This is a genomic window from Tenacibaculum caenipelagi, assembly GCF_004363005.1.
GTDB lineage: Bacteria > Bacteroidota > Bacteroidia > Flavobacteriales > Flavobacteriaceae > Polaribacter > Polaribacter caenipelagi.
This window is the reverse complement of record NZ_SNYH01000007.1, coordinates 160,187-185,675: the sequence shown is the minus strand read 5'-3', so window position 1 is coordinate 185,675 and position 25,489 is coordinate 160,187. Positions and strand designations below refer to the sequence as shown.

Annotated in this window: 24 protein-coding genes; 11 read left to right on the top strand and 13 right to left on the bottom strand. The window is 32.7% G+C overall.

The window, feature by feature from the left end:
• Positions 1-127 precede the first annotated feature (127 nt).
• The 3 genes from DFQ07_RS15115 to DFQ07_RS15105 all read left to right on the top strand — a co-directional run bounded on the left by DFQ07_RS15115 (position 128) and on the right by DFQ07_RS15105 (position 4,790).
• Positions 128-2,854 (top strand): 2-oxoglutarate dehydrogenase E1 component, encoded by a 2,727-nt coding sequence (locus DFQ07_RS15115; RefSeq protein ID WP_133538090.1) that lies wholly within the window; start codon positions 128-130, stop codon positions 2,852-2,854.
• Positions 2,855-2,975: 121 nt separating this feature from the next.
• A complete protein-coding gene (gene odhB / locus DFQ07_RS15110) occupies positions 2,976-4,184 on the top strand; it encodes a 2-oxoglutarate dehydrogenase complex dihydrolipoyllysine-residue succinyltransferase (RefSeq protein ID WP_208107709.1) in 1,209 nt (402 codons plus the stop codon).
• Between the two features lie 159 nt (positions 4,185-4,343).
• Positions 4,344-4,790 (top strand): SRPBCC family protein, encoded by a 447-nt coding sequence (locus tag DFQ07_RS15105; RefSeq protein ID WP_133538088.1) that lies wholly within the window; start codon positions 4,344-4,346, stop codon positions 4,788-4,790.
• A 127-nt stretch (positions 4,791-4,917) separates the two neighbouring features.
• On the opposite strand, the gene sufD is transcribed toward DFQ07_RS15105, so the two are convergent.
• From sufD to DFQ07_RS15060, 9 genes are all read right to left on the bottom strand, one after another.
• Positions 4,918-6,231: a Fe-S cluster assembly protein SufD gene (gene sufD / locus DFQ07_RS15100; protein ID WP_133538087.1), complete on the bottom strand. Its 1,314-nt coding sequence runs from the start codon at positions 6,229-6,231 to the stop codon at positions 4,918-4,920.
• Positions 6,232-6,274: 43 nt separating this feature from the next.
• Positions 6,275-7,024 (bottom strand): Fe-S cluster assembly ATPase SufC, encoded by a 750-nt coding sequence (gene sufC / locus DFQ07_RS15095; protein WP_133538086.1) that lies wholly within the window; start codon positions 7,022-7,024, stop codon positions 6,275-6,277.
• Positions 7,025-7,034: 10 nt separating this feature from the next.
• Positions 7,035-7,898 carry an N-acyl homoserine lactonase family protein gene (locus DFQ07_RS15090; RefSeq protein ID WP_133538085.1) on the bottom strand — a complete coding sequence of 288 codons (864 nt, stop codon included), beginning with the start codon at positions 7,896-7,898 and terminating at the stop codon, positions 7,035-7,037.
• Between the two features lie 20 nt (positions 7,899-7,918).
• The gene (sufB, locus tag DFQ07_RS15085; RefSeq protein ID WP_133538084.1) at positions 7,919-9,367 is read right to left on the bottom strand and encodes a Fe-S cluster assembly protein SufB; all 1,449 of its coding nucleotides are present in this window, start codon (positions 9,365-9,367) and stop codon (positions 7,919-7,921) included.
• 32 nt (positions 9,368-9,399) lie between these two features.
• Positions 9,400-9,729 (bottom strand): HesB/IscA family protein, encoded by a 330-nt coding sequence (locus DFQ07_RS15080; protein WP_133538083.1) that lies wholly within the window; start codon positions 9,727-9,729, stop codon positions 9,400-9,402.
• Positions 9,730-9,865: 136 nt separating this feature from the next.
• Positions 9,866-10,930, bottom strand: coding sequence for a cytochrome-c peroxidase (locus DFQ07_RS15075; RefSeq protein WP_208107708.1), 1,065 nt, complete (start codon positions 10,928-10,930; stop codon positions 9,866-9,868).
• A 9-nt stretch (positions 10,931-10,939) separates the two neighbouring features.
• Complete coding sequence (locus tag DFQ07_RS15070) at positions 10,940-11,698, bottom strand: MbnP family protein (RefSeq protein WP_133538082.1); 759 nt, start codon at positions 11,696-11,698, stop codon at positions 10,940-10,942.
• Positions 11,699-11,702: 4 nt separating this feature from the next.
• Positions 11,703-13,034: a hypothetical protein gene (locus DFQ07_RS15065; protein ID WP_133538081.1), complete on the bottom strand. Its 1,332-nt coding sequence runs from the start codon at positions 13,032-13,034 to the stop codon at positions 11,703-11,705.
• Positions 13,035-14,348, bottom strand: coding sequence for a choice-of-anchor B family protein (locus DFQ07_RS15060; protein WP_133538080.1), 1,314 nt, complete (start codon positions 14,346-14,348; stop codon positions 13,035-13,037).
• Positions 14,349-14,479: 131 nt separating this feature from the next.
• Here DFQ07_RS15060 and thiL point away from each other — a divergent pair, with 131 nt between their 5' ends.
• The 8 genes from thiL (at position 14,480) to DFQ07_RS15020 (ending at position 21,857) form a co-directional block, all read left to right on the top strand.
• The gene (thiL, locus tag DFQ07_RS15055; protein ID WP_133538079.1) at positions 14,480-15,526 is read left to right on the top strand and encodes a thiamine-phosphate kinase; all 1,047 of its coding nucleotides are present in this window, start codon (positions 14,480-14,482) and stop codon (positions 15,524-15,526) included.
• 249 nt (positions 15,527-15,775) lie between these two features.
• Positions 15,776-16,675, top strand: a complete 900-nt coding sequence (locus tag DFQ07_RS15050) for a DMT family transporter (protein WP_133538078.1) — start codon at positions 15,776-15,778, stop codon at positions 16,673-16,675.
• 31 nt (positions 16,676-16,706) lie between these two features.
• On the top strand, positions 16,707-17,573 hold the full coding sequence (locus tag DFQ07_RS15045) for a YicC/YloC family endoribonuclease (protein WP_243743999.1): 867 nt from the start codon (positions 16,707-16,709) through the stop codon (positions 17,571-17,573).
• A 3-nt stretch (positions 17,574-17,576) separates the two neighbouring features.
• Complete coding sequence (gene gmk, locus DFQ07_RS15040) at positions 17,577-18,185, top strand: guanylate kinase (RefSeq protein WP_133538077.1); 609 nt, start codon at positions 17,577-17,579, stop codon at positions 18,183-18,185.
• 15 nt (positions 18,186-18,200) lie between these two features.
• Positions 18,201-18,785 carry a nicotinate (nicotinamide) nucleotide adenylyltransferase gene (gene nadD, locus DFQ07_RS15035; protein ID WP_133538076.1) on the top strand — a complete coding sequence of 195 codons (585 nt, stop codon included), beginning with the start codon at positions 18,201-18,203 and terminating at the stop codon, positions 18,783-18,785.
• Positions 18,786-18,862: 77 nt separating this feature from the next.
• A complete protein-coding gene (locus tag DFQ07_RS15030; protein ID WP_133538075.1) occupies positions 18,863-19,726 on the top strand; it encodes a M23 family metallopeptidase in 864 nt (287 codons plus the stop codon).
• A gap of 66 nt (positions 19,727-19,792) precedes the next feature.
• On the top strand, positions 19,793-21,289 hold the full coding sequence (locus tag DFQ07_RS15025; RefSeq protein WP_133538074.1) for a GH3 auxin-responsive promoter family protein: 1,497 nt from the start codon (positions 19,793-19,795) through the stop codon (positions 21,287-21,289).
• 10 nt (positions 21,290-21,299) lie between these two features.
• A complete protein-coding gene (locus tag DFQ07_RS15020; RefSeq protein WP_133538073.1) occupies positions 21,300-21,857 on the top strand; it encodes an MOSC domain-containing protein in 558 nt (185 codons plus the stop codon).
• Here DFQ07_RS15020 and DFQ07_RS15015 read toward each other — a convergent pair.
• The 4 genes from DFQ07_RS15015 to DFQ07_RS15000 all read right to left on the bottom strand — a co-directional run bounded on the left by DFQ07_RS15015 (position 21,854) and on the right by DFQ07_RS15000 (position 25,443).
• Positions 21,854-22,615, bottom strand: coding sequence for an HD domain-containing protein (locus tag DFQ07_RS15015; protein ID WP_133538072.1), 762 nt, complete (start codon positions 22,613-22,615; stop codon positions 21,854-21,856). The two genes, DFQ07_RS15020 and DFQ07_RS15015, sit on opposite strands and share 4 nt — an antisense overlap.
• Before the next feature lie 67 nt (positions 22,616-22,682).
• Positions 22,683-23,279 carry a TetR/AcrR family transcriptional regulator gene (locus DFQ07_RS15010; protein ID WP_133538071.1) on the bottom strand — a complete coding sequence of 199 codons (597 nt, stop codon included), beginning with the start codon at positions 23,277-23,279 and terminating at the stop codon, positions 22,683-22,685.
• Between the two features lie 174 nt (positions 23,280-23,453).
• A complete protein-coding gene (locus tag DFQ07_RS15005; RefSeq protein ID WP_133538070.1) occupies positions 23,454-25,025 on the bottom strand; it encodes a S41 family peptidase in 1,572 nt (523 codons plus the stop codon).
• The gene (locus tag DFQ07_RS15000) at positions 25,012-25,443 is read right to left on the bottom strand and encodes a deoxycytidylate deaminase (protein WP_133538069.1); all 432 of its coding nucleotides are present in this window, start codon (positions 25,441-25,443) and stop codon (positions 25,012-25,014) included. Before DFQ07_RS15000 ends, DFQ07_RS15005 begins: the two co-directional genes overlap by 14 nt.
• Positions 25,444-25,489: the final 46 nt, after the last annotated feature.

The following is a 25,489-nucleotide window of genomic DNA, read 5'->3' as shown; positions in this document are numbered from 1 at the left end:
TGAAATTTAACAAAAAGAAAAGACTCGTTAAAGAGTTTAAAATTAGACTAAAAAGAAGTGCTTTTTTTGTTAAAAGTTGTACTTTTGTCACCATTATTCTTATAGATAGAAAAGTATAACAAAATATATGGACAAATTTTCGTTCTTAAACGCAGCACATACAGGTTTTATAGGTGATTTGTACGAACAATATCAGAAAAATCCTGATGCGATAGAACCAAGTTGGAGAAGTTTTTTTCAAGGATATGATTTGGCTAATGAGAATTATTCATTAACAGATGAAGAAGTCTCAGTAGAAGTCCCTGAAGAAGTACGTAAAGAATTTTTAGTAATCGATTTAATCAACGGTTACCGTACACGAGGCCATTTGTTTACAAAAACAAACCCGGTTCGTAATAGAAGAACATATACCCCCACATTAGATATTGAGAACTTTGGGTTAAATCAATCGGATTTATCTACAGTTTTTAGTGCAGGTGAAGTTTTGGGTATTGGTCCTAAATCTTTAGCAGAAATAATAGAATATTTAAAAGCTGTTTTCTGTGAAAGTATTGGGGTTGAGTATATGTACCTAAGAAATCCAGAAGAGTTAAAATGGTGGAATGAACGTTTAAACAAAAACGCAAATCATTCTAATTATGATGTTGAAGCTAAAAAATACATTCTTACCAAATTAAATCAAGCTTCAACTTTTGAAAGTTTCTTACAAACTAAGTATGTAGGGCAAAAGCGATTTTCTGTAGAAGGAGGGGAAACCTTAATACCTGGGATAAGTGTAGCGCTTAGAGATGCCGCTGAATTATATGGAGTAGAAGAGTGTGTGTTAGGAATGGCACACCGTGGGCGTTTAAATACTTTGGTAAACATCTTTAAAAAACCAGTTCGTGATTTATTTAGCGAGTTTGAAGGAAAAGATTTTGAAGATCAAGATATCGACGGTGATGTAAAATATCACTTAGGGTTAACTTTAAGCAAAGAATATCAGGGTGGACAAAAGATGAAAATGAATCTAGTTCCCAATCCATCTCACTTAGAAACTGTTGATGCTGTTGCTGAAGGTATTGTTAGAGCCAAAATTGATAAAGACTACAATGGGAATGGAAATAAAATCCTTCCAATTTTAGTGCATGGTGATGCTGCAATTGCAGGTCAAGGAATTGTATATGAAGTTGTGCAAATGGCACAATTAAATGGATACAAAACAGGAGGTACTATTCATGTTGTGGTGAATAACCAAGTAGGATTTACTACGAACTACCTAGATGCGCGTTCAAGTACTTATTGTACAGATGTGGCTAAAGTAACCTTATCTCCAGTATTGCATGTAAATGCAGATGATGCAGAAGCTGTTTGTCATGCAATGGAAATGGCTGTTGAATATCGTATGAAATTCAATAAAGATATTTTTATTGACCTATTAGGGTATCGTAAATATGGACATAACGAAGGTGATGAACCTCGTTTTACACAACCTAAGTTATACAAAGTAATTTCTAAGCATAAAAATGCTCGAGAAATTTATGCTAATAAATTAATAGCAGAAGGAAGTATAACAGCTGACTATTTAAAAGAAATTACAGAGGAATTTAAAACGCATTTAGAAGTTGAGTTTGCTGAATCTAAAAAGAGAGAAACAGCAAAAATTCAAGAATTTATGCCTAATGTATGGAAAGGGTTTGTGCTTAAGCAGTTGGAAGACATGTTGCAGCCTATAGATACAACTTACCTTGTAGATAGTTTAAAAGACATAGCAAGAGTAATATCAAAAACTCCAGAGGGACATAAGTTTGTTCGTAAAGCTGAGCGTATCTTGAAAGGACGTGAAAAAATGGTTTTTGAAGATAACTTGCTAGATTGGGGTACAGCTGAGAATTTAGCATATGGTACCTTATTAGAAGAAGGATTTGATGTGCGTATTTCAGGAGAGGATGTAGAAAGAGGTACTTTTTCTCACCGTCATGCAATTATGCGTGATGAAGAAACTTTAGAGCGTGTAAACTTGTTAAACACTAATCCTAAGAATAAAGGAGAGATGACAATTTACAATTCTCATTTATCAGAATATGGGGTGTTAGGGTTTGACTATGGATACGCAATGGCTGCCCCAAATACTTTAACGATTTGGGAGGCTCAGTTTGGTGATTTTGCTAACGGAGCACAAATCATGTTTGATCAATATATTTCTTCAGCAGAAGATAAATGGAAGTTGCAAAATGGATTGGTAATGTTATTGCCTCATGGGTATGAAGGTCAAGGACCAGAACACTCGTCAGGAAGAATAGAACGTTTCTTACAATCATCGTCAACCGATAACTGGACAATAGCAAACTGTTCTACGCCAGCAAATATGTATCATATTTTGCGTCGCCAAATGAAACGTGATTTCAGAAAGCCTTTAGTTGTTTTCACTCCAAAAAGTTTATTACGTTTACCAAGAGCTGTTAATTCTATAGAAGATTTAGCAAATGGTACTTTCCAAGAAGTAATAGATGATACTATCGATACTTCAAAAGTGAAGAAGATGGTATTCTGTACAGGTAAGTTTTATTACGACTTGTTAGAAGAACGTGAAAAATTAGGTAGAGAAGACGTAGCTTTAGTTCGTATAGAGCAATTGTTCCCATTACACAATGATAAAATTAAAGAAGTAATGGACAAGTATCCAAATGTAGAACGTTATGTTTGGGCACAAGAAGAACCTAAAAACATGGGAGCTTGGAGTTATATGTTAGAGCGTTTTGAATTAGCTAGGTTAGAATGTGCTTCGGAAGAGTATCGTTCGGCACCAGCAGCAGGTTCAAGTGCACGTTTTAAAAGACGTCATCAAGCTATTATTGATAAGGTTTTTGATTAAAAACAAAATAAATGCGTTAGGGATTGAAGCAAGCTACCATGTAGCGCGTAAAGCCCGACCCGATAGGGGAACGCCCAAATAAAAGAAATAAAATAATTCAGATATATAAAATTTAGAACTGATGGTTTTAGAAATGAAAGTTCCTTCTCCGGGGGAATCAATTACAGAAGTAGAAATCGCAACTTGGTTAGTTGAAGATGGTGATTACGTTGAGAAAGATCAACCAATTGCCGAAGTAGATTCTGACAAAGCAACGTTAGAATTACCTGCGGAAGAAAGCGGAATAATCACTTTAAAAGCTGAAGAAGGTGATGCAGTAGCAGTAGGAGCAGTAGTTTGTCATATTGATATGAGTGCTGCGAAACCTGAAGGAGCTGGAGCACCAAAAACTGAGGCGCCAAAAGCTGAAGAGAAAAAAGAGGCACCAAAAGCTGAACCAGCAAAAGAAACTTATGCAACAGGTACAGCATCTCCAGCAGCTAAGAAAGTATTAGCTGAAAAAGGAATGAGTGCAGCTGACGTTAAAGGAACTGGTAAAGACGGTCGTGTAACTAAAGAAGATGCTGTTAAAGCTGTTCCTTCTATGGGAACACCAGGTACTGGATCTCGTAGTAGTGAGCGTAAGAAATTATCTATGTTACGTCGTAAAGTGGCACAGCGTTTAGTTTCTGTAAAGAACGAAACAGCGATGTTAACTACATTTAACGAAGTGAACATGCAGCCAATTTTTGACTTACGTAACGAGTATAAAGATGAGTTTAAAGCAAAACACGGTGTAGGTTTAGGATTTATGTCATTCTTTACTTTAGCAGTGGTAAGAGCTTTAAAAATGTATCCAGATGTAAACTCTATGATTGATGGAGATTACAAAGTAAGTCACGATTTTCAAGATATTTCTATTGCAGTATCAGGTCCTAAAGGATTAATGGTTCCTGTTATTAGAAATGCTGAAAATTTAACATTTAGAGGAGTTGAAAGTGAGGTAAAGCGTTTAGCATTACGTGCTCGTGACGGACAAATTACTGTTGATGAAATGACAGGAGGTACGTTTACTATCACTAACGGTGGTGTATTCGGTTCTATGTTGTCTACTCCTATTATCAACCCTCCACAAAGTGGAATTTTAGGAATGCATAACATTGTTAATCGTCCAATGGCGGTAAATGGTGAAGTGGTAATTCAACCAATTATGTATGTAGCATTATCGTACGATCACAGAATTATTGATGGTCGTGAGTCTGTTGGATTCTTAGTAGCTGTTAAAGAAGCATTAGAAAATCCTGTAGAATTATTAATGGATAACAATCCTAAGAAAGCCTTAGAAATGTAGACCAAAATATGGTTTTATTCATTAATTATAAATGAATATTTTCATTTAGATATTGTTTAATTGCTTGAAATAAAAAAAATGTTTATAAATAATATTTTTAGGTAATACAGTAAGTGGTTTTATTTTTAGTAACTTTAAGAGTTATTAAATCAAGTACTTATGAAAGCAAATGAAGAAGGGTTTACCATTTATCATAATTTTCCTGTAAAAGCATTGTCTAACAAAGTTTTTAAGGCAATTAGTAACCCTGAAGATTTGGCGCATTGGTGGCCATTAAAGTGTACTGGAAATCCCAAAGTAGGAGCAGAATACAATTTCTCTTTTGGTGAACCTTACGATTGGTATGGTGAAGTGGTTCAGTGTAAAGAAAACAGTTCCTTTCATATAAAAATGATAAAATCAGACAGTGATTGGTACTCTACTACTTTTGGATTTGATTTATTTGAAAAAGAAAGTGGTGTTACATGGGTACACTTTTTTCATAAAGGTTGGGCTGAACAAAACTCTCACTTTAAACACTCATCTTATTGTTGGGCACTGTTGTTAAACGGACTTAAAAATTACGTAGAAAAAGGAATTATTATACCTTTTGAAGAGAGAAATTAAAAAGATATATCATGAAAATAGAAATATTTTCAATCAGTTTAGCGGTAAAAGATTTACAAAATTAAAGCTCAACACGTATAAAAAAAGCTACTCGACCGAGTAGCTTTTTTTATACGTGTTGAGTATTTTATAAATCAAAACCAATATTTACGCCTAACTTATCGGCAATTAATTTGGTAATTCTTTTCTTTACTTCAGGTATTTTAACACTTTCTAAAACAGTATTAGCAAAGGCATACATTAGTAAAGCATTTGCTTCTTTTTTAGGAATACCTCTTTGTTGCATATAAAACAATGCTTGGTCATCTAACTGACCAATAGTACAACCATGAGAACATTTTACGTCGTCGGCAAAAATCTCTAACTGAGGCTTTGCATTTACAGTCGCTTTATCACTAATCAAAACATTATTGTTTTGCTGATATGCGTTTGTTTTTTGAGCTTCTTTTTCAACAATAACTTTACCGTTAAATACACCAGTAGAACGATCGGCATAAATACCTTTATAGTCTTGGTGACTTTCACAATTTGGCTCTATATGATTTACCAATGTGTGGTGGTCTACATGTTGTTTTCCTTCTATAATGGTAATCCCTTTCAAAATAGAGTTGATGTGTTCTCCTTTTTGATAAAAGTTTAGGTTGTTACGAGTAATATTTCCACCAAAAGAAAACGTGTGCAGAGAGCAAGTACTTTCTTTTTGTTGTTCTATGTAAGTATTATCAACTAAAGAAGCGCTATTGTTATCGTTCTGTATTTTATAATAATCTACTGTAGCGTGCGTATCTGTATAAATTTCAGTTACAGAATTGGTTAATACAGCATTATTATTTAGGTTTTGGTGACGTTCTATAATTTGAACATGTGCATTTTTTTCTACAACGATTAAGTTACGAGGTTGCAACATTGTAGCATTTTCTTTTCCTGTTGTAAAATTGATGATTTGGATAGGTTTTTCTACCTCAACATTTTTAGGAATATGAATAAATGCACCTTCAGTAGCAAATGCAGTGTTTAATGAAGTTAAATTGTCCTGTTTAGCTATTTTATTAAAATATTTTTCTACAATAGGTTTGTATTTCTCTTTTGAAAAAGCAGCCGATAATAAGCAAATATCTTTGCCGTCGTGCGTAGTATTTGATAAGAACGAGCTGTATTTTCCGTCTACAAAAATTATCTTGTAGCTATCAATTTCATGGATGAAATATTTTTTTACATCTGCTAACTCTACTGCTGCATCACGGTCTGGAAATATGCTATAATCTTCCTTTAAAATTGAATTTAAAGAAGTGTATTTCCAAGCTTCTAACTTTTTAGTAGGAAACCCTAGTTTTTCAAAGTTTTGTAGTGCTTCTGTTCTAATTTCGTGTAAATCTGAATTGATGTTTACACCATTTTCAAAAGCTACGTATGATGATAATATTTTTTCTTTTAACTCCATTATTTTCTTGCTGTCATTACTTCTTAGCGGTAACTGTTACCAATTATGCTAATTCGTTTTTAATCCAATCGTATCCTTTTTCTTCTAATTCTAAAGCAAGTGAAGCATCACCCGTTTTAACGATTTTCCCATCGTGTAAAACGTGTACATAATCAGGAATGATATAATCTAATAAACGTTGATAGTGTGTAATAACTACCACAGCATTGTCTTTAGATTTTAATTTATTAACTCCGTTAGCAACAATACGTAAAGCATCAATGTCTAAACCAGAGTCAGTTTCATCTAAAATTGCTAGTTTAGGCTCTAACATTGCCATTTGAAAAATTTCATTACGCTTTTTCTCTCCTCCTGAGAAACCTTCGTTTAGAGAACGAGATAAGAATTTACGATCAATTTCTAATAATTCTGATTTTTCACGAATCTTCTTAAGCATGTCTTTAGCAGGCATTTCTTCTAATCCCTTAGCTTTACGCGATTCGTTAATGGCTGTTTTGATAAAGTTTGTTACCGTAACACCAGGAATTTCAACAGGATACTGAAATGATAAAAATATACCTGCATGTGCTCTTTCTTCAGGAGCCAATTCACTAATGTCTTCACCTTCTAATTCAATAGCCCCAGAAGTTACTTCGTAATTTTCGTTACCAGCGATAACAGATGATAAGGTACTTTTACCTGCACCATTAGGTCCCATAATAGCATGTACTTCACCTGCCTTTACCTCTAAGTTTATTCCTTTAAGAATATCTTTACCTTCTACTTGTGCGTGTAAGTTTTCTATTTTTAACATTACTGTATGGTTACTTTTTTAATAGGTTTTGTAATTTTTCGAAATCTTTTGGTGAGTGTTGTATAATCACCTCAGCATTCTTTTCTTTAGCAAAAGCTTCAAACTTTTCCATGCTCTCTAAAGTTTGCTCAACATTATGGTTGAATGAAGGAACACCTTTTGTTTCTCTGTTCTCTTCAAAGTGATATAAATCACCTGTTAATAAGATAGGTTTTTCTAAACCAGCTTCTACATATAAAGTCTGATGTCCAATTGTATGACCAGGCATGTATTTAATAACAACAGTACCATCACCAAATACATCATGATCACCTTTTATTTTTTGAACATTTGTTAATTCTTTAATAGAATTATAGGTGTTAGGATCTTTAACTTTTGCAGAATCGTTGGTAATAAAATCATACTCGTTTTCTTGAACTAACCAAGTAGCATTTTTAAAATAATTTGCATGACCAGTGTGATCAAAATGAGGATGAGATAATGCGATGTATTTAAAATCATCAACAGTTAAATCAATAGATTGTAATTGATTTTTTAATGAATCAGCACGTTGTAATGTAAATGTACCACTTGGCTCTGTAAATGGTTCGTCAGTAATTAACGATTCTGGTAAACCAGCGTCCCACATTAAGTTTCCTTTTGGGTGAGATATTACATAGTAAGCATCTGCAAACTGTTTAGACTGCCCAGTATATGTTATGTCTTGAGAAAAGACTTCAAGTTTGTTCACTAAAATAGAACCTCCATTTAAAACATAAAGTTTAACTTGAGGTTTTTCAACTACTTTTTCTTCTTTAGCTTCTTGCTTTTTTTCAGCATTTTTACAACTAAAACTAATAATTGCTAAAAGAGCTAATAAAAATGTTTTCTTCATTATATTAATTTTTTATTTGGTTATCCGACACTTCCTTCTAAGCTTATTTCTAATAACTTTTGTGCTTCTACAGCAAATTCCATCGGTAATTTATTTAATACCTCTTTGCTAAATCCGTTTACAATTAATGCGATTGCTTTTTCGGTATCAATACCACGTTGATTACAATAAAATAATTGGTCTTCACCAATTTTACTAGTAGTAGCTTCGTGTTCTATTTGAGCAGATTTATTTTTTGCTTCGATATAAGGGAAGGTATGTGCACCACACTCGTTACCCATTAATAAAGAATCACATTGAGAGAAATTACGTGCATTTTCAGCTCTTGCATTGATTTGCACCAATCCACGGTAGCTATTTTGTGATTTTCCAGCAGAAATACCTTTAGAAATAATGGTTGATTTGGTGTTCTTTCCTAAGTGAATCATCTTAGTTCCTGTATCAGCTTGCTGATGGTTGTTAGTTACTGCAATTGAGTAAAATTCACCTACAGAATTATTTCCTTTTAAAATACAACTAGGATACTTCCATGTAATTGCTGATCCTGTTTCAACTTGTGTCCAAGAAATTTTAGCATTGGTTTCACACAACCCTCTTTTCGTTACAAAGTTGAAAACACCACCTTTTCCTTCTGAATCACCAGGAAACCAGTTTTGTACAGTTGAATATTTTATTTCAGCATCATCTAAAGCAATTAACTCTACTACTGCTGCGTGTAATTGGTTTTCGTCACGTTGCGGAGCAGTACAACCTTCTAAGTAAGAAACATAACTACCTTCATCTGCAATTACTAAGGTACGCTCGAACTGTCCAGTACCTCCTTCGTTGATACGGAAGTAGGTTGATAATTCCATAGGGCAACGAACGCCTTTGGGAATATAACAGAAAGATCCGTCTGAGAATACTGCTGAGTTTAAGGCAGCATAAAAGTTATCGGTTTTTGGTACTACCGAGCCAATATATTTTTTTACCAATTCAGGATGCTCTTGAATTGCTTCTGAAATAGGCATGAAAATGATTCCTTTTTCAGCTAAAGTTTCTTTAAAAGTAGTAGCTACCGAAACAGAATCCATCACAATATCAACCGCTACGTTGGCTAATTTTTTTTGTTCTTCTAAAGAAATTCCTAATTTTTCAAAAGTAGCCAATAACTCTGGGTCTACTTCATCTAAACTATTTAGTTTAGGTTTCTTTTTAGGCGCTGAGTAATAAGATATTTCTTGGAAGTTAGGTTTTTTGTAGGTAACGTTAGCCCATTCAGGTTCTTCCATTTGTTCCCAAATTCTAAAAGCCTCTAAACGCCATTCGGTCATCCATTCAGGCTCGTTTTTCTTTTTAGAAATGGCACGAACAATTTCTTCGTTTACCCCATTAGGAAATTTATCACTTTCAATATCAGTATAAAAACCATATTCGTATTCTTTGGTTTTTAATTCTTCTCTTAAATCGTCCTCGGTATATTTACTCATCAGTTTTAAGTCTTCTTTTTGGTGTAATGATTTTACAGAGAGAAACTTTCTCCGCAACCACAAGTTCTATTAGCGTTAGGATTGTTAAATACAAAACCTTTACCGTTTAAACCTCCAGAATATTCTAAAGTAGTACCCACTAAGTATAAAAAACTTTTTTTATCAACAACGATTTTTACATCATTGTCTTCAAAAACTTTATCATTTTCTTGTTGAGTTTTGTCAAAAGTTAAGTCGTATGATAATCCTGAACAACCACCACTTTTTACTCCAACACGAACATAGTCGGTTGTAGTATCAAATCCATCATCTGTCATTAATTCAATGACTTTCTTTTTTGCTGTGTCTGAAACTTTTATCATCGTTTAAATAGATTAAATCTAAATCAATTGCAAAGATAATGACAAAATATGATTTATGTCATGTTTTGAAATGAATATAGCTATGAAACGATAAGATTTGTCTATACCATAAATCTAAGTGCTGATTGTTAGTGTATTATTGTTGAAAGTCAGGATTATTTACAAAATCGTTATCAGAAAGACTTAAAAGAAATGCTTTTAAATCTGCTTTATCTTTACTAGAAAGTTGTACACCTCCTTGATTGACTTTTTTCATTAAAGGATCAATAGTTGGGGAGGATTTTAATCCTTCAGAATAATGATTAATAACCTCTTCTAAAGTAGTAAACCGTCCATCATGCATATAGGGAGCGGTAAATTTTAAGTTTCTAAGAGAAGGAGTTTTAAATTTACCATTATCGTTTGGGTCACCAGTAACTGCTCCCAAGCCTAAATCGGCAAATGTAGCATCTAATCCGTTGTTGTGGAATTTATTGTCAGTCCAAAGTGGATTGTTGTTGCTGCCATGGCAGTGAAAGCAATCACCTTTGGTTTCATCCATGAAAACATTAAATCCGTTTAATTCTTCTGAAGTTAATTGAGCTTTGCCTAAGAGGTGTTGGTCAAATTTTGAGTTTCCTGAAATTAAGGTTCTTTCAAACTGAGCGATTGCTTTTGTAACTAAGGTCGAATCTATTTTTGAAATACCAAAAGCTTGTTGAAAAAGTGTTGGATACTCAGCGTGTTCTTGTAATTTTTTTGTAACATCCACCCATTTACTATGCATTTCAATTGGGTTTCTAACAGGTGCGAAAGCTTGTCGTTCAATGCTAAGTTGTTTGCCATCCCACATAAAACGTTCATCAAAATTCCATGCTAAGTTGAATAGAGGCATAGAATTTCGGGTTCCGAATTGACCATCTACTCCATCACTAAAACGAGTTTCATCGGTAAAAGCTCTTTTGGGATCGTGGCAACTAGCGCAGGATTGTGTGTTGTCTTTTGATAAAATAGGATCAAAAAACAACTTTTTACCCAAAGCAATTCCTTCTTCTGTTAATGGATTGTTGGTTGGAATTACTGGTGCTATTATTTTTTGTTGAAAAAGCTCAGGTATTTTTAAACTAGCAGGAGTTGGGGTGTATACATCATTTTCTTCTTTTGATGAACAACTTATCAAAAGAAGAAGTAATAAAAATAGATATACACTTTTTTGTGTCATTTTGTTTTTTTATTGAGTGATGGTTCCTAAACTAAATACTCCAGTTTGACCGTTTTCAGACATTAGTTTCTGAGCTTCAAAATCGGGCATTAACTCAATGTTTTTTTCGTTTAAATCCCAATCATTAGGGGTTTTAAACCATCCAGCAACATTCATCTTGATTTCTATAGTTGCGTTGTTTTTTAACAGAACAGAACCGGCTTCAATTGTAAAAGAAGTATCTTCTGAAGTGTTAGTTGTAGTGTCGTAAGCACGAATAACGTGAAAGTTATATGGGTTTTCTTTTCCTTCGCTATCTTTGTAATTTCCATCTAATTGCATAAAATGATACCCTCCTCCTAACATTTCAGGAACTCCCCAAGAGGCAGTATTTAAATCTGGGTAAGCTCCATCAGTATTATCTTCTTCTGTAAAACCAAAAGTGAAAGACAATTTGTAATTTCCTTCGGATACCTTTTGCGAGAGAGAAAAAGTTAAATCATCTGGTTTACTAATATCTACCAGTTTATAACCTTCAAATTTAGTAGTATCTCCAGCACCATTGGTAAGAGCTACACGTGAAATCAAATAACGTAATTTATTGATGTTAAGTTTGGTGCCTAGTTTGTTAGTGTATTCGGTATTGTTTAAATCGGAACTTTTAATAGTAGTGCCATCCCAATTTTGGGTGAATTTTAGTTTTACAGAAACTTCTTTGATAGGTTCGTCATTGTCTGAACTACAAGAAAAAAGTAATACACTAAGAAAAAGAGTTAAAAAATACCTCATTGATTTATTTTATTTTGATGATTAATAGGTCTGAAAAACCTTTGTTTGTTGTTATATCTTGATTGTTGCTACTACTTTCGCCAACAGCAATGATGCTTCCATTGGTTAACTCAATAGCATCGTAACAATAGTCTATTTCGGTACCACCTACTGTTTTTTGCCATATTAGGTTTCCGTTTTTGTCAATTTTTAGTATTAACGCATCATTTTGTCCTTTATTTTCGAAGTTGTTGTCGGCACTTCTTGAACTTCCTCCAATTAAAAAACCACCATCTGATGTTTTGTGTACTGAACGTCCAACATCAAAGCTAGAGCCTCCGTAATTTTTCTGCCATATTAGTTCACCTTGAGGTGTTATTTTTATAGCCCATACATCGGCACCACCATTATTTTGATCTATATCTTTGTCAGAGCTTCTTGTGTCTCCAATAATAATAAAACTTCCATCATCAGTTTTTGTGATGGCTCTAGCTTCGTCAATTTCTGTTCCTCCAAAAGATTTCTCCCAAAGAAGATTTCCGTTTTTATCAGTTTTAACAATCCAAAAATCATAGGCACCTTTATTGTCTTTTATATCTACATCCTTACTGTCTGAAGAACCAATTAAAATATAGCCATCAGAAGTTTCAGCAACACCATAACAAGTGTCAGTATTTGTGCCGCCAAAATATTTACGCCATTCAATATTACCATTGATATTGAGTTTAAGTCCCCAATAATCTCCACCAGCATGTCTTGCAGCAAATTTGGAGTTGCCTAAACCTCCTGATGCAGTCACATCTAATATACCTCCAACAAAGTAGCCTCCATCGGTAGTTTGGGTTATTGTAAAACCTTGGTCAGCACCTGAAAAACCAGTAGTTGTTTTCCAAGTAACAGTACCATTTGCATCTAATTTTAAAATCCAAAAATCATCAAACCCTTCGTTAGTGTCTACATCTCCATCATCACTTTTTCCATAACCAGCAATTATAAAGCCATCATCATTGGTTTGAATAATTTTGAAAGCTTTATCGTCTTTGGTTCCTCCGAAGGTTTTTTGCCATTGAAGATTGTCTTGACTATCAAATTTTAAGACCCAAAAATCATATTGAATTGTGTTTCTAGTTGTTTCAATATCTCCATCTATACTTTGTGTAAATCCAGCAACAGCATAACCGCCATCAGAAGTTTCAATAACACTTCTACCACTTTCGTTAGCAGTTCCCCCTAAGGTTTTTACAAAACTAATTTCAGGAGTTTTTGTTAAAGAAGTTATATGAATGCCATCATCATTGTTACAGCTATAAGTAGTTATAATAAGTATAAGTAGTACAGATGAAATATGCTTGACCATTTATTGCTTTTTAATAACAAATAGACCTCTGTTAATGTCGCTCACTACGATTTTTCCACTTTTAAAAAAAGGATATACATTCCAAACACCATTAAAGTTAGCTCCGTCATTTTCAGGGTAAGTATCGAAATATCCTATTTCACTAATAGAGGAACTCGCAATACTTGTGATATCTATAAAACGAACTCCAGCAGTATAATTGGCTAAGTAAAAAGTGTTATTGTTAACATATCCATTATGATCTATGGCGCTTGTAGGACCCGTATAAATAAAATGTTGTTTAGGATTATCTAGGTCAGTAAAGTCAAAAATGATTGTTCTAGTATTGTTTCCAAAATTTTGTTCATCTTTTTCATCTCCTAAAATAAAATACTTTTGATCGTCAGTAAACCAACCTTGATGTGTATAACCAACATTTGAATATGAAATTTTAGAAATAGTTATAGGATTTGCTTTGTCACTAATGTTGACAATAACCACTTCATTTTCATTACTACCTATTAAAATTTCTTTACCGGAATAATCCGAATCAGGTCCCGTGTAAGTAATTACTTGTGCATCGTGACTATAGTTGTCTGTTCCCCAGCCTCCTTCACTGATTGGGTTTTTCGGATCTTGTATATTGATGAATAAAGGACCTCCTTTGTATGTTCCCGATCTGCTAGTTCCTACAGGATATGCATAGCCAGAGTTCTCATTAATAACAATATTGTGTGCGCTACCAAAATCAGTAAAATGCTTGTCAGCTGTAAATGTAGTTGGTGGATTGGTTACATTTCTCAATTTGGTTAAATCAAAAACTTGCATACCATGGTTGGTTGCTTCGCTAACAATAAAAGCATGATTGTTATAAACTTTTACATCCCACCAAAAACTGCTTACAGTTGCAGTTGGTAATTTACCTAAATAGACGGGGTTTTCAGTATCAGTGATGTCTACAAAAACAGTTCCATTATTAATACTCATAATAGCGTATTCTTTATTGGTAGTTTCGTCTGTCCATCCCCAACAGTCACTTCCATCTGTGGCTCCAAAGGTACTTAATGGGATGTTTAATAATAAATCATAACCATCGCAAGGATAATTACCAGCCATTCCATTTTCACAAGGTTTTTTATTTGTTGGTTCACAGGCGTCTCCAATACCATTGTTATCTGAATCTTCTTGATTAGGATTTGGTGTTGTTGGGCAGTTATCTTTAGAATCAACAACACCATCGTTATCTTTATCTTGTATAGTAGGTTCACTTGAAGACGAACAAGCGGCTAAAAAAAGAAGCCCTAAAAGGATAAATAAAATTTTAAGGTTTTTCATAAGAAGAGGTTTAAAAAATACTAAGTTAGCTAATTATATAACATACAAAAACAGTAAAACCCTATTTTTATTTCAAACTGTTTACTTGTTAGAAATGAGTTTGTTTGTTTACTAGTCATTATCTTTGCAGTATGTTAGAAGATAAAAATCAAGAAAAAACTTCGTTGGCTAAACTAGGAGAGTTTGGACTCATCAACCATTTAACAAAGCATTTTAAAATGCATCATTCTTCAACAGTAAAAGGAGTTGGAGACGATGCGGCAGTTATTAGTTCATCAAATAAAGAAATTATAATTACTACTGATTTATTAGTGGAAGGTGTGCACTTTGATTTGAGTTATATGCCTTTAAAGCACTTAGGATATAAAGCAGTAATGGTTAATTTGTCTGATGTATATGCAATGAACGCTACAGCTGAGCAAATTACAGTGTCAATAGCTGTATCCAATCGTTTTCCATTAGAAGCTATTGAGGAATTGTATGCAGGAATTCAATTAGCTTGCGATACTTATAAAGTAGATTTAATAGGAGGTGATACAACTTCATCAACAAAAGGAATGTTAATTTCTATTACAGCTATAGGTTCAGCTAAAAAAGAAGATATTGTATATAGAAATGGAGCAAAACCTACTGATTTAATTGTGGTTTCAGGTGATTTAGGGGGAGCTTATTTAGGGTTGCAAGTGTTAGAAAGAGAGAAACAGGTGTTTCAGGTAAATCCTCAAAGTCAACCAGATTTAGATAATTATACTTATATAATTGAGCGTCAGTTAAAACCAGAAGCGCGTAAAGATATTCCTATCTTATTGAAAGAGTTGGAGGTAAAGCCTACTTCTATGATTGATATTTCTGACGGATTGTCTTCCGAAATTATGCATATCTGTACTCAGAGTAAAACAGGCTGTAAAATTTATGAAGATAAATTACCTTTAGATCCACAAGTTATCGCTACTTCTGAAGAGTTTAATATGGATAGTACTATGATTGCTTTAAGCGGAGGAGAAGACTATGAGTTGTTATTCACAGTATCTATAGATGATTATGATAAAATAAAAGGAAATCCTAATTTATCAGTTATAGGGCATATAACTGAAGAAAATGAAGGAATGAATTTAGTAACGCGTGCAAATCAAGAAATAGAATTGAAAGCACAGGGTTGGAATTCGCTTCAGGAATAAAAGAAAAGGAAATATTTATAGTATTTTAACAAATGCTGTATTTAGGTCTGATATAGAATGATTTTTGTTTAAAAAAGATTATCTTTAAAGGACTAATCAAAAGTTAATTAACCAAAAGGGAAAGCACTGCATTATGTAGTGCTTTTTTAGTTATGATAACGTGATATTAAAAGAGCAGGGTAGGGTAAAAAAGTAGTAGAAAAGAAGAATTTTATCATCATCTTTGCACTAGTTTTTAAAGCTGATAAAATGAATCAAAGAGTGCTAGCACTGACCGCTACATCTATTGCAACACTTATTTACGGAATAACATTTACCGTAGCAAAAGAAGTGATGGAAGAGCATATACAACCTTTCGGGTTTATATTACTTCGTGTTGGGGGGGCTACTACGATTTTTTGGTTGCTAGGACTTTTTGTAAAAGCACCATCTATAGAAAAAGCTGATTACAAGAAAGTAGCTACGGCAGCTTTTTTCGGAATTGCTTTAAATATGCTTACTTTTTTTAAAGGGTTGAGTTATACCACACCCATTAATGCATCTGTAATGATGGTAACTACACCTATTTTAGTGTTGATTTTTGCAAGTATTTTACTTAAAGAAAAATTGATTTTAAGAAAAATAGCAGGAGTTATTGTTGGTTTAATAGGAGCAGTAGTTTTAATAGCGTATGGAAATCCGCTAAAAGGAGATGCAACAAATATGATGTTAGGAAATTTTCTAGTATTCATTAACGCGGCATCATACGCTATGTACTTAGTAATTGTAAAAAAGTTGATAGGAAAATATAACCCGATTGTTTTTGTAAAATGGTTATACCTCTTTGGTTTATTACTAGTGCTTCCTTTTGGAATTTCAGAATTGCTTGAAGTCCAATGGCTAACAATGCCAACAACTATTTATTTAAAAGCAGGATTTGTAGTGCTATTTACTACATGTATAACTTATTTATTTAACCTATTTGCGTTATCTAAATTAAAACCTACTACGGTAAGTGTTTTTATTTATTTACAACCTGTAGTAGCAGCTATCTATGCACTAATTGTAGGAAGTGATCATTTAGATATGATTAAAATAGGAGCTGCACTACTTATATTTTTAGGGGTGTTTTTAGTGACCAAACGCCCTACTGAAACTCCCAATAAATAAATGTATCTTTGCGGATTATTAAACCGAAGTTATGATACAATCTATGACGGGGTATGGAAAATCCGTACTACATCTACCCTCTAAAAAAGTAACGATTGAAGTTAAATCTTTAAACAGTAAAAATTTAGATTTAAACACAAGAATTCCTTCTTATTATAAAGAAAAGGAATTGGACGTTCGTAAAAAACTAGCGAGTAGTTTAGTACGCGGTAAAGTAGACTTTTCTATTTATGTAGAAATGACTGCAGATGAAACTTCAACCACAGTTAATACAGGTGTCGTAAGGTCGTACATGCAACAGTTAAGAAATATAACTCAAGTAGGTTCTTCAGAAGATATTGAGCTGATGAAAATGGCTGTAAAAATGCCAGACGCCTTAAAAACTGAACGTGAAGAATTGGATGAAGAAGAGTGGAATCAAATAGATGCTCATATTGATGAAGCATTGAAAGAAATTATTCAGTATAGAATAGATGAAGCAAAGTCGTTAGAAGAAGATTTTAAGCTAAGAATAGCAAATATTCATAAGGCTTTAGAGGAAGTAAAAGAATTAGATGGAGAGCGAATTTCACATGTAAAAGAACGGTTACAAAAGGCTTTAGCAGATTTAAAAGTTGAGGTAGATGAAAACCGTTTTGAGCAAGAGTTAATTTACTACTTAGAAAAGCTTGATATTAATGAAGAAAAGGTGCGCTTAGCAAATCATTTAGAATATTTCTTACAACAATTAGAAACCGAAGATTCTAACGGAAAAAAACTAGGATTCATTGTGCAAGAAATCGGAAGAGAAATTAATACAACGGGGTCTAAAGCTAATTTTGCACCAATGCAAAAATTAGTAATACAAATGAAGGACGAGTTAGAAAAAATAAAAGAACAAATATTAAACGTTTTATAAAAGATGTCGAAGGAGTTTAAAGGGAAATTATTTGTGTTTTCAGCACCATCTGGTTCGGGTAAAACAACAATTGTACGTCATTTATTGGCACAAGAGCGTTTTAATTTAGAGTTTTCAATTTCTGCTACCTCAAGAACTCCAAGAGGAGAAGAAGTTGACGGAAAAGATTATTATTTTATTTCAGCAGAAGAATTCAAGCAAAAAATAAAAAATGATGAGTTTTTAGAGTGGGAAGAAGTATATCGTGATAATTTTTACGGAACTTTAAAGACAGAAGTAGAACGTATCTGGGCACTGAAAAAACATGTGATTTTTGATATAGACGTAGTTGGAGGATTGCGTATTAAAAAGAAATTCCCAGATGAAACCTTAGCTGTTTTTGTAAAGCCACCAAGTGTTGATGAGCTTAAAATTCGTTTAAAGAAAAGAAGTACCGAAAGTGAAGATAAAATCAATATGCGTATTGCTAAAGCTTCGGTAGAATTAGCAACTGCGCCACAGTTTGATAAAATTATCAAAAACTATGATTTATCTGTAGCTTTACAAGAGGCAGAAGATTTAGTGGATGAGTTTTTAGGATTACAAAAAGTTACTTCACAAGAAGAAGAATAGTGTTTTTAAGAGGTTATGAAAAATGTAGGATTATATTTTGGGACTTTTAATCCAATTCATATTGGGCATTTAATTATAGCGAATCATCTAGTTGAAAATTCTGATTTAGATGAAATTTGGATGGTGGTAACACCTCATAACCCTTTTAAAAAGAAAAATTCATTGTTAGAAAATCACCATCGATTAGAAATGGTGTATTTAGCAACCCAAGAATATGACAAAATTCAACCTTCAGATATAGAATTTAAACTTCCGCAACCTAATTACACAATAAATACCTTAGCACATATTTCAGAGAAGTATCCAGATTATACTTTTAGTTTAATTATGGGAGAAGATAATTTGAAAAGTTTTCATAAATGGAAAAATTACGAAGCTATTTTAGAAGATTACCATGTGTATGTATATCCAAGAGTCTCTGAAGGAATTGTAGAAAATCAATTTAGCAACCACGAAAAAATCCATAGAATTGAAGCCCCTATTGTGCAAATTTCTTCAACCATGATTCGTAAGGCTATTAAAGAAGGGAAGAACTGTAAACCCTTGCTTTCTTACCAAGTATGGAAGTATATTGATGAGATGAATTTTTATAAAAAATAAAGCCAATATTAAACTTTTTTTAAGAAAAGAATTGAAATTTTTTCGTTGTATATTTGAAATCCAAACAAGTATATAACGTGGCAAAAATTCAAAAAGCGCGAAAGCTTCAACAAAAGCTAACTGATAAATACCGCTTGGTAATTTTAAATGAAGATACTTTTCAAGAACGGTTTTCTTTAAAATTATCAAGGTTAAATGTCTTTGTTTTAGGAGGGTTGTTTTCAATAGTTCTTATCGTACTAACAACATTATTAATTGCTTTTACAGGTATACGAGAATACATACCAGGTTATTCTTCAACAGCATTGAAAAAGAAAGCTACTCGATTAACTTATGAGACAGATTCTTTAAAAACTAGACTAGCTATTATTGAACGTTATGCAAAAGCGCTAAAACCTGTTTTAACTGGAGAAATTAAACCAGAAGAAATAGACTCTTTAACGAGCAATATGGAAACAATCGTAGTAGACGAAAGTAAATTACAAGCAACAAAGCAAGATTCATTATTTAGACAAAAAATTGAAAGTAAAGATCTTTTTCCACTTTATCAAGGAGGGGAAAATAGAATTAAAAATGTATTCTTTTCACCACTAACAGGAAGTGTTTCACAACCTTTTAATATGAATGAGAAACATTATGCGATTGATATTGTAGCGCAAACTGGCACACCAGTAAAAGCAGTGGCTGATGGAACGGTAATATTAGCTGAATGGACTGCGGAAACTGGGTATGTAATAACTATACAGCACACTAATGAGTTTATTTCGGTATATAAACATAACGGAACTTTGTTAAAACAGCAAGGAGATATTGTAAAGTCGGGAGAAGCTATTGCAAGTGTAGGTTCTACTGGAGAGTTAACTACAGGACCGCATCTACATTTTGAATTATGGAATGATGGATTTCCTGTAGATCCAGTAAATTATATAGATTTTCAATAATAGAAAAAATCGTAAAGGTTGGTTTTGCAACAAAACAACTTAGGTTCTAAACATCTAATATAAAGTATGAGTATAAAGTCGACATTAGCAATTCCTTTTGCAAAAATTGTAAAAAATCAAGTATACAAATGGGCAAACAATCCTCATAAAACTCAAGAAAAAGTTTTTGAATACTTGGTTGCTGAGGGGTGCAAAACAGCTTTTGGAAAAGACCATGATTTTATTTCTATTAATAATTATGAAGACTTTAAAAAAAGAGTTCCTATTAATGATTATGAAGGATTACGATCGTATATAGATAGAGTAGTTGCTGGTGAAGAAAATGTATTGTGGAAAGGAAAACCTCTATACTTTGCTAAGACCTCAGGAACAACTTCTGGAGCAAAATATATTCCAATAAGTAAAGAGTCTATGCCAACTCATATCAAAGCAGCACGTAATGCTCTGTTGTTTTATATTACAGAAACAAATGATGCTAGTTTTGTAGATGGGAAAATGATTTTTTTACAAGGAAGTCCTGTTTTAGAAGATAAAAACGGAGTAAACCTGGGAAGGTTAAGTGGTATTGCAGCGCATTATGTTCCTAATTATTTACTGAAAAACCGATTACCTAGTTGGGAAACCAATTGTATTGAAGATTGGGATGTTAAGGTTGACAAAATTGTAGAAGAAACTTTATCTGAGAATATGACGGTAATCAGCGGAATACCATCTTGGGTGCAGATGTATTTTGAAAAATTGAAAGAGAAAACAGGGAAAACCATCGCTGAAATTTTTCCGAATTTTAACTTTTTCGTGTATGGAGGAGTAAATTTTGAACCTTATAAAAATAAGTTTGAAGCTTTGATAGGGAAAAAAATTGACTACGTTGAGTTGTATCCAGCATCTGAAGGATTCATTGCATATCAAGATTCACAAACTGAAAAAGGAATGTTATTGCAGCTAAATTCTGGAATCTTTTATGAGTTTATTCCAGCAGATGAGTTTTTCAATGAAAATCCAACGCGAATCTCATTAAGAGATGTTCAGCTAGGAGTAAATTATGTTATTATCTTAAATACTTCAGCCGGTTTATGGGGGTATAATATTGGTGATACAGTTGAGTTTACTTCATTAAAACCCTATAGAATAAAAGTAACAGGGCGTATCAAACATTTTATTTCAGCTTTTGGAGAACATGTGATAGGTAAAGAGGTAGAAAAAGCGTTGAATGATGCTATAAAGGGAACAGATATAAACGTGAGTGAGTTTACAGTAGCTCCGCAAGTAAACCCCGAAAATGGACTACCATATCATGAGTGGTTTATAGAGTTTGAAAATGAACCTGACAATTTAGAAGAATTAGCTTCTAAAATTGATGCTTCTATGCAAGAGCAAAACGTGTATTATTTTGATTTGATTACAGGAAAAATTTTACGCCCCTTAATTATTAGAAAAGTGAAAAAAGGAGGGTTTCATGAGTATATGAAATCAATAGGGAAGTTTGGAGGACAAAACAAAATACCACAGTTGTCAGATAATCGAAAAATTGCAGATGTATTGCAGAATTTTTTAATTGAATAAAGAATATCAAATGAAAATTGTAGCGACTAACATAGGAGAGAGAAAAGAAGTTAATTGGAAAGGAAAAACCATAACTACAGGAATTTTTAAGTTTCCAGTTACAACTCCTATTTTTTTAGATGTTGAAAAAGTAAAAGATGATGCTATTTGTGATAGAAAATATCATGGAGGTATTGATCAGGCAGTATATGCGTATTCAGAAAAGCATTATAATTATTGGAAAGAGCTATACCCTGATTTAGATTGGCAATATGGAATGTTTGGAGAGAACTTAACTATTGGCAATTTAGATGAATCTTTATTGCATGTTGGAGATACATTTGAGGTAGGTGAAGTAATAATAGAAGTAACTAAACCACGTCAACCTTGTATGAAACTAGGAGTTCGTTTTAATGATATGAAAATCGTAAAGCAATTTTGGCAACAAGATTTTCCGGGAGTGTATTTTAAAATATTACAAACAGGTTTTGTTAATGTAGGTGACGAGTTAAAAATTATAAAAAGCTGCCGTCATAACCCAACGATAAGTGAAGTATATCAGAGTAAGAGGGAAGCAAAACTTGGTTAAGAATTTAAAAGTTCTGAGTCTAATACATTTTTAGAAGCCATTGTAGGAAATCCCATTTTATACAAGATATCTGCTCTTGTATTTTCTTTATGATTAAGGTTTTCCATTGTTCCTATAATATCATCCTTAAAACCATTTCTATTATAAGTTTTTTGTACTTGTTTTATATAAGATGAAGGTACTTGGAATACATGTGAACCAATAACATCCATTGCTGCAGCTTTTGATAGTAAATAAGCTTCATTTCCATATTTATTTTTACTAACTGAAGGATATAAATGCATGTCAATAGCAGTTTTTATGACTAAAGGAGTATGAGAATTTGAAGTATGCTTCGTAACAAATTCATAAGCGTAGGTTCCTCCATAATTAGCAAAACATTGCTGACTACATATATGGTTGTGCTTCTCACTTAAACCTATATCGTGTAGAATTGATGAAACAAAAAGTGTTTCGTTATCGTATTGTAATCCTTCTGAAACAGCTATACCTGCCGACCAAAAGAATGTTCTATAGCAATGATTCAAAAGAATGGTATTGCATAAGTGACTGGCTTCTTCTACAGCCAATTTTGATAGTTTAGAATCTGGAATTTTAATAGTGTCAATATCAAATTGAATCAAAGATTTGATTCCAGCTTTATATAATAATTTAGAGTAGTTTTCTCTTATTTTAGAAGAGATTAAGAGTCTTTTAAAGTTAAAAACTTCAGTTTTGTTTAAAACTGACGGACTGTAATCGTTTTTAAGTATTTGCATTGTCTATTTTTTTGGATAATACAAATGTAAAACAAAAACATACTAATTGGTATGTTTTTTTTGCTAACTAATTATTTTCTATACTCTTTAGGTAAAACTTTAACTGTTTTAAGTAGTTTGTATAAGTTTTATTAGTGGTGTCTAATTTTCCTAAGTTTCTTACTCCCCAATAGCTTGATATTATGAATTCAGCTACTTCTTCTGCATTAATATGGTTTGCTATAGTGTTATTGTCTTGACCGTTTTTAATAAATGTAGTAATGGCTTTGAACCAGAAGTTTTTTACTTCTTCAAGTATTTTTTTGAAATCGTTATTTATAGGTGACATTTCTTGAATAAGATTACCCAAAGGACAACCATACTCTATAGTTAATGTAGAGTTATTTAAGAGTAAGCTTTCTATCATTTTATATAAAGCATCGGAAGGATTAACCGATGAAGAAAGAAAACTAATTGAGATATCTATAGTTTTGGGTTGTATTATTTCTTTAATAAGAGCAAAGCCCATTTCATTTTTGTTTTTGAAATGGTAATAGAAAGCACCTTTAGTAACTTTGGTAGTAGCTATAATTTCATCAATACTAGTAGGTTGATACCCTTTTTGATAAATGAGTTCAAATGCTTGTTGTAAGATGGTAGCTCTTGTATTAGCTGATTTTTTCATTGCGCTTACTTTATTTGAAGTAGAAGAAACTAGGTATTCTACGACTAATTTGTACAAGGCAATAAAACTACAATTTTGTAGGAGATAAAAAGACGCTATCAAGTATTATTCTGTTTTTCTATAACTAAACAGAAAGGTTAAGAGTTAGAATTATTTTACGATTTAACTTATTCTTTAATTCTGTTGTTTCTTTTCTAGCTCAAGTACTTTTTGCAGCATTTTATCATCTTGTTGGTCTACTTTATATAAACCTTCATCGCTAAAAAGTTCGCGTGCTATCAACACTTTTAAATTATTACGAAGTTGATTTTTTGTTCTTTCAGAAAGCTTAAAATCTCTTAATTCAGTTAAAAATTCATCAGAAATTTCATTGTTTTTGTCAAAATCAGTGATAAAATCTCCTACCGTTAATGTTGCTAATTTTTTACGATTATTATCAACGTATGTAAAAGCAAAATTGTTTAAAGGTCTAAAAAAGATGGTAGGAACATAAGCAGAAGTATCTACCGCCACAAAATAATCAGGAATAATACCTCCTCCGCCGTATACTACTTTACCTTTAGGTGTAGTGTATTTTAAACTATCTACAGTTTTAATACTGTCCTTGTTGAAAAGTTCTCCATTTTCTAACCTATGCTCATAATCGTGGTTGTATTCTTCAGAAGGTGTTTCTCCTTTATAAGGTTTTTGAATAGAACGACCTGTAGGAGTGTAATAACGCGCAGTGGTTAGGCGAACAGCAGAACCATCACCTAAATCCATTTCTTGTTGTACTAATCCTTTTCCAAAAGAACGACGACCAATAATAATTCCTTTATCATTGTCTTGTAAAGCACCTGCTACAATTTCTGAGGCAGAAGCAGAGTTTTCATCAATTAATACATACAAACCACCATGTTCAAAATCGCCTTTTTCAGTAGCGAAAGACTTTACAATATCTCCTTTGTTGTTTTTAGTGAATACGATAAGTTTATCATCTTCTAAAAATTCATCTACAATGTCATTCGCGATATCGATAAAACCACCACCATTTCCACGAAGGTCTAATACCAAATCGGTCATTCCTTTAGTAATTAGTTTATTTAAAGCGGATTTGAATTCAGTATAGGTGTTGCGAGCAAAACGATTTAGTTTTATATATCCAATGCTATCATTTAACATATAGGCAACATCTACACTTTTTATATTTACTTTTCCACGATTAATGGTTACGTTAAATATACTGTCGTTGGTTTTTCTGTAAACTTGTAAATCAACTTGGGTGTCAGGTTTTCCTTTTAAGGCTTTCATTATTTGGGAAGTCTGAAGATTTTTTCCATAAAGAGTGTCTTTATTGGCAAGTAAAATTCTATCTCCAGCTTTAATTCCAGCTTCAATACTTGGTCCACCTTTAATCGGTTCAATAACTGTAATAGTATCGCCAATCATACGAAACTGAACTCCTATTCCAACAAAATTACCTTGCATATTTTCAGTAACTAGTTGTAGGTTTTCTTTTGGAATGTATACCGAATGAGGATCTAATCTACCTAGCATTTCAGTAATAGCGCCATCTAATAACTCATCAGTATTTACATTGTCAACATAATCACTTTGAATATAGTCGATTAAGCGTTTTATTTTACGCTCGCTAGATGAGCTTTTTCCGATGAAATTATTAGGGTTTCCATTACTGAAAAAAGCTCCGATAAGGATACCGAAAACTACAGCAATAGATAAGTATATAGGTAAATTATTCTTGTTCATTTGGTAAATATGTCAATTCAACACCTGCTTTTTCTAAAAAATCTAATCCCGAACGATCTTTGTATGCACTTGCATACACTACACGTTTTATTCCTGCTTGATGTATTAACTTACTACATTGTTGGCAAGGAGAAAGTGTTATGTATAATGTAGCACCTTTACACGATTGTGTAGAAGAAGCTACTTTTAAGATGGCGTTAGCTTCGGCATGTAACACATACCATTTTGTGTATCCTTCTTCGTCTTCACAAAAATTTTCAAATCCGGAAGGAGTTCCGTTATAGCCATCAGAAATAATCATTCTATCTTTAACAATTAAAGCACCTACTTTTTTACGAATACAGTGTGAAAGTTGTCCCCATTCTGTTGCCATTTTTAAATAGGCAATGTCATATTTTAATTGTTTTTTCTTCAAAATTTTTAGAGAGGTTTTCTTTATTAAGCTAAAGGTAATTAGAATTGAA

Bases quoted from the DNA above. Each gene is read 5' to 3' on its own strand.
- thiL (WP_133538079.1), top strand. From the start codon at position 14,480: ATGTTAGAAGATAAAAATCAAGAAAAAACTTCGTTGGCTAAACTAGGA.
- sufC (WP_133538086.1), bottom strand. From the start codon at position 7,024: ATGTTAAAAATAGAAAACTTACACGCACAAGTAGAAGGTAAAGATATT.
- sufD (WP_133538087.1), bottom strand. From the start codon at position 6,231: ATGGAGTTAAAAGAAAAAATATTATCATCATACGTAGCTTTTGAAAAT.
- DFQ07_RS15025 (WP_133538074.1), top strand. From the start codon at position 19,793: ATGAGTATAAAGTCGACATTAGCAATTCCTTTTGCAAAAATTGTAAAA.
- nadD (WP_133538076.1), top strand. From the start codon at position 18,201: ATGAAAAATGTAGGATTATATTTTGGGACTTTTAATCCAATTCATATT.
- DFQ07_RS15065 (WP_133538081.1), bottom strand. From the start codon at position 13,034: ATGGTCAAGCATATTTCATCTGTACTACTTATACTTATTATAACTACT.
- DFQ07_RS15075 (WP_208107708.1), bottom strand. From the start codon at position 10,930: ATGACACAAAAAAGTGTATATCTATTTTTATTACTTCTTCTTTTGATA.
- sufB (WP_133538084.1), bottom strand. From the start codon at position 9,367: ATGAGTAAATATACCGAGGACGATTTAAGAGAAGAATTAAAAACCAAA.
- gmk (WP_133538077.1), top strand. From the start codon at position 17,577: ATGTCGAAGGAGTTTAAAGGGAAATTATTTGTGTTTTCAGCACCATCT.
- DFQ07_RS15050 (WP_133538078.1), top strand. From the start codon at position 15,776: ATGAATCAAAGAGTGCTAGCACTGACCGCTACATCTATTGCAACACTT.
- DFQ07_RS15080 (WP_133538083.1), bottom strand. From the start codon at position 9,729: ATGATAAAAGTTTCAGACACAGCAAAAAAGAAAGTCATTGAATTAATG.
- DFQ07_RS15010 (WP_133538071.1), bottom strand. From the start codon at position 23,279: ATGAAAAAATCAGCTAATACAAGAGCTACCATCTTACAACAAGCATTT.
- DFQ07_RS15105 (WP_133538088.1), top strand. From the start codon at position 4,344: ATGAAAGCAAATGAAGAAGGGTTTACCATTTATCATAATTTTCCTGTA.
- DFQ07_RS15020 (WP_133538073.1), top strand. From the start codon at position 21,300: ATGAAAATTGTAGCGACTAACATAGGAGAGAGAAAAGAAGTTAATTGG.
- DFQ07_RS15115 (WP_133538090.1), top strand. From the start codon at position 128: ATGGACAAATTTTCGTTCTTAAACGCAGCACATACAGGTTTTATAGGT.
- DFQ07_RS15005 (WP_133538070.1), bottom strand. From the start codon at position 25,025: ATGAACAAGAATAATTTACCTATATACTTATCTATTGCTGTAGTTTTC.
- odhB (WP_208107709.1), top strand. From the start codon at position 2,976: ATGGTTTTAGAAATGAAAGTTCCTTCTCCGGGGGAATCAATTACAGAA.
- DFQ07_RS15060 (WP_133538080.1), bottom strand. From the start codon at position 14,348: ATGAAAAACCTTAAAATTTTATTTATCCTTTTAGGGCTTCTTTTTTTA.
- DFQ07_RS15090 (WP_133538085.1), bottom strand. From the start codon at position 7,898: ATGAAGAAAACATTTTTATTAGCTCTTTTAGCAATTATTAGTTTTAGT.
- DFQ07_RS15070 (WP_133538082.1), bottom strand. From the start codon at position 11,698: ATGAGGTATTTTTTAACTCTTTTTCTTAGTGTATTACTTTTTTCTTGT.
- DFQ07_RS15015 (WP_133538072.1), bottom strand. From the start codon at position 22,615: ATGCAAATACTTAAAAACGATTACAGTCCGTCAGTTTTAAACAAAACT.
- DFQ07_RS15045 (WP_243743999.1), top strand. From the start codon at position 16,707: ATGATACAATCTATGACGGGGTATGGAAAATCCGTACTACATCTACCC.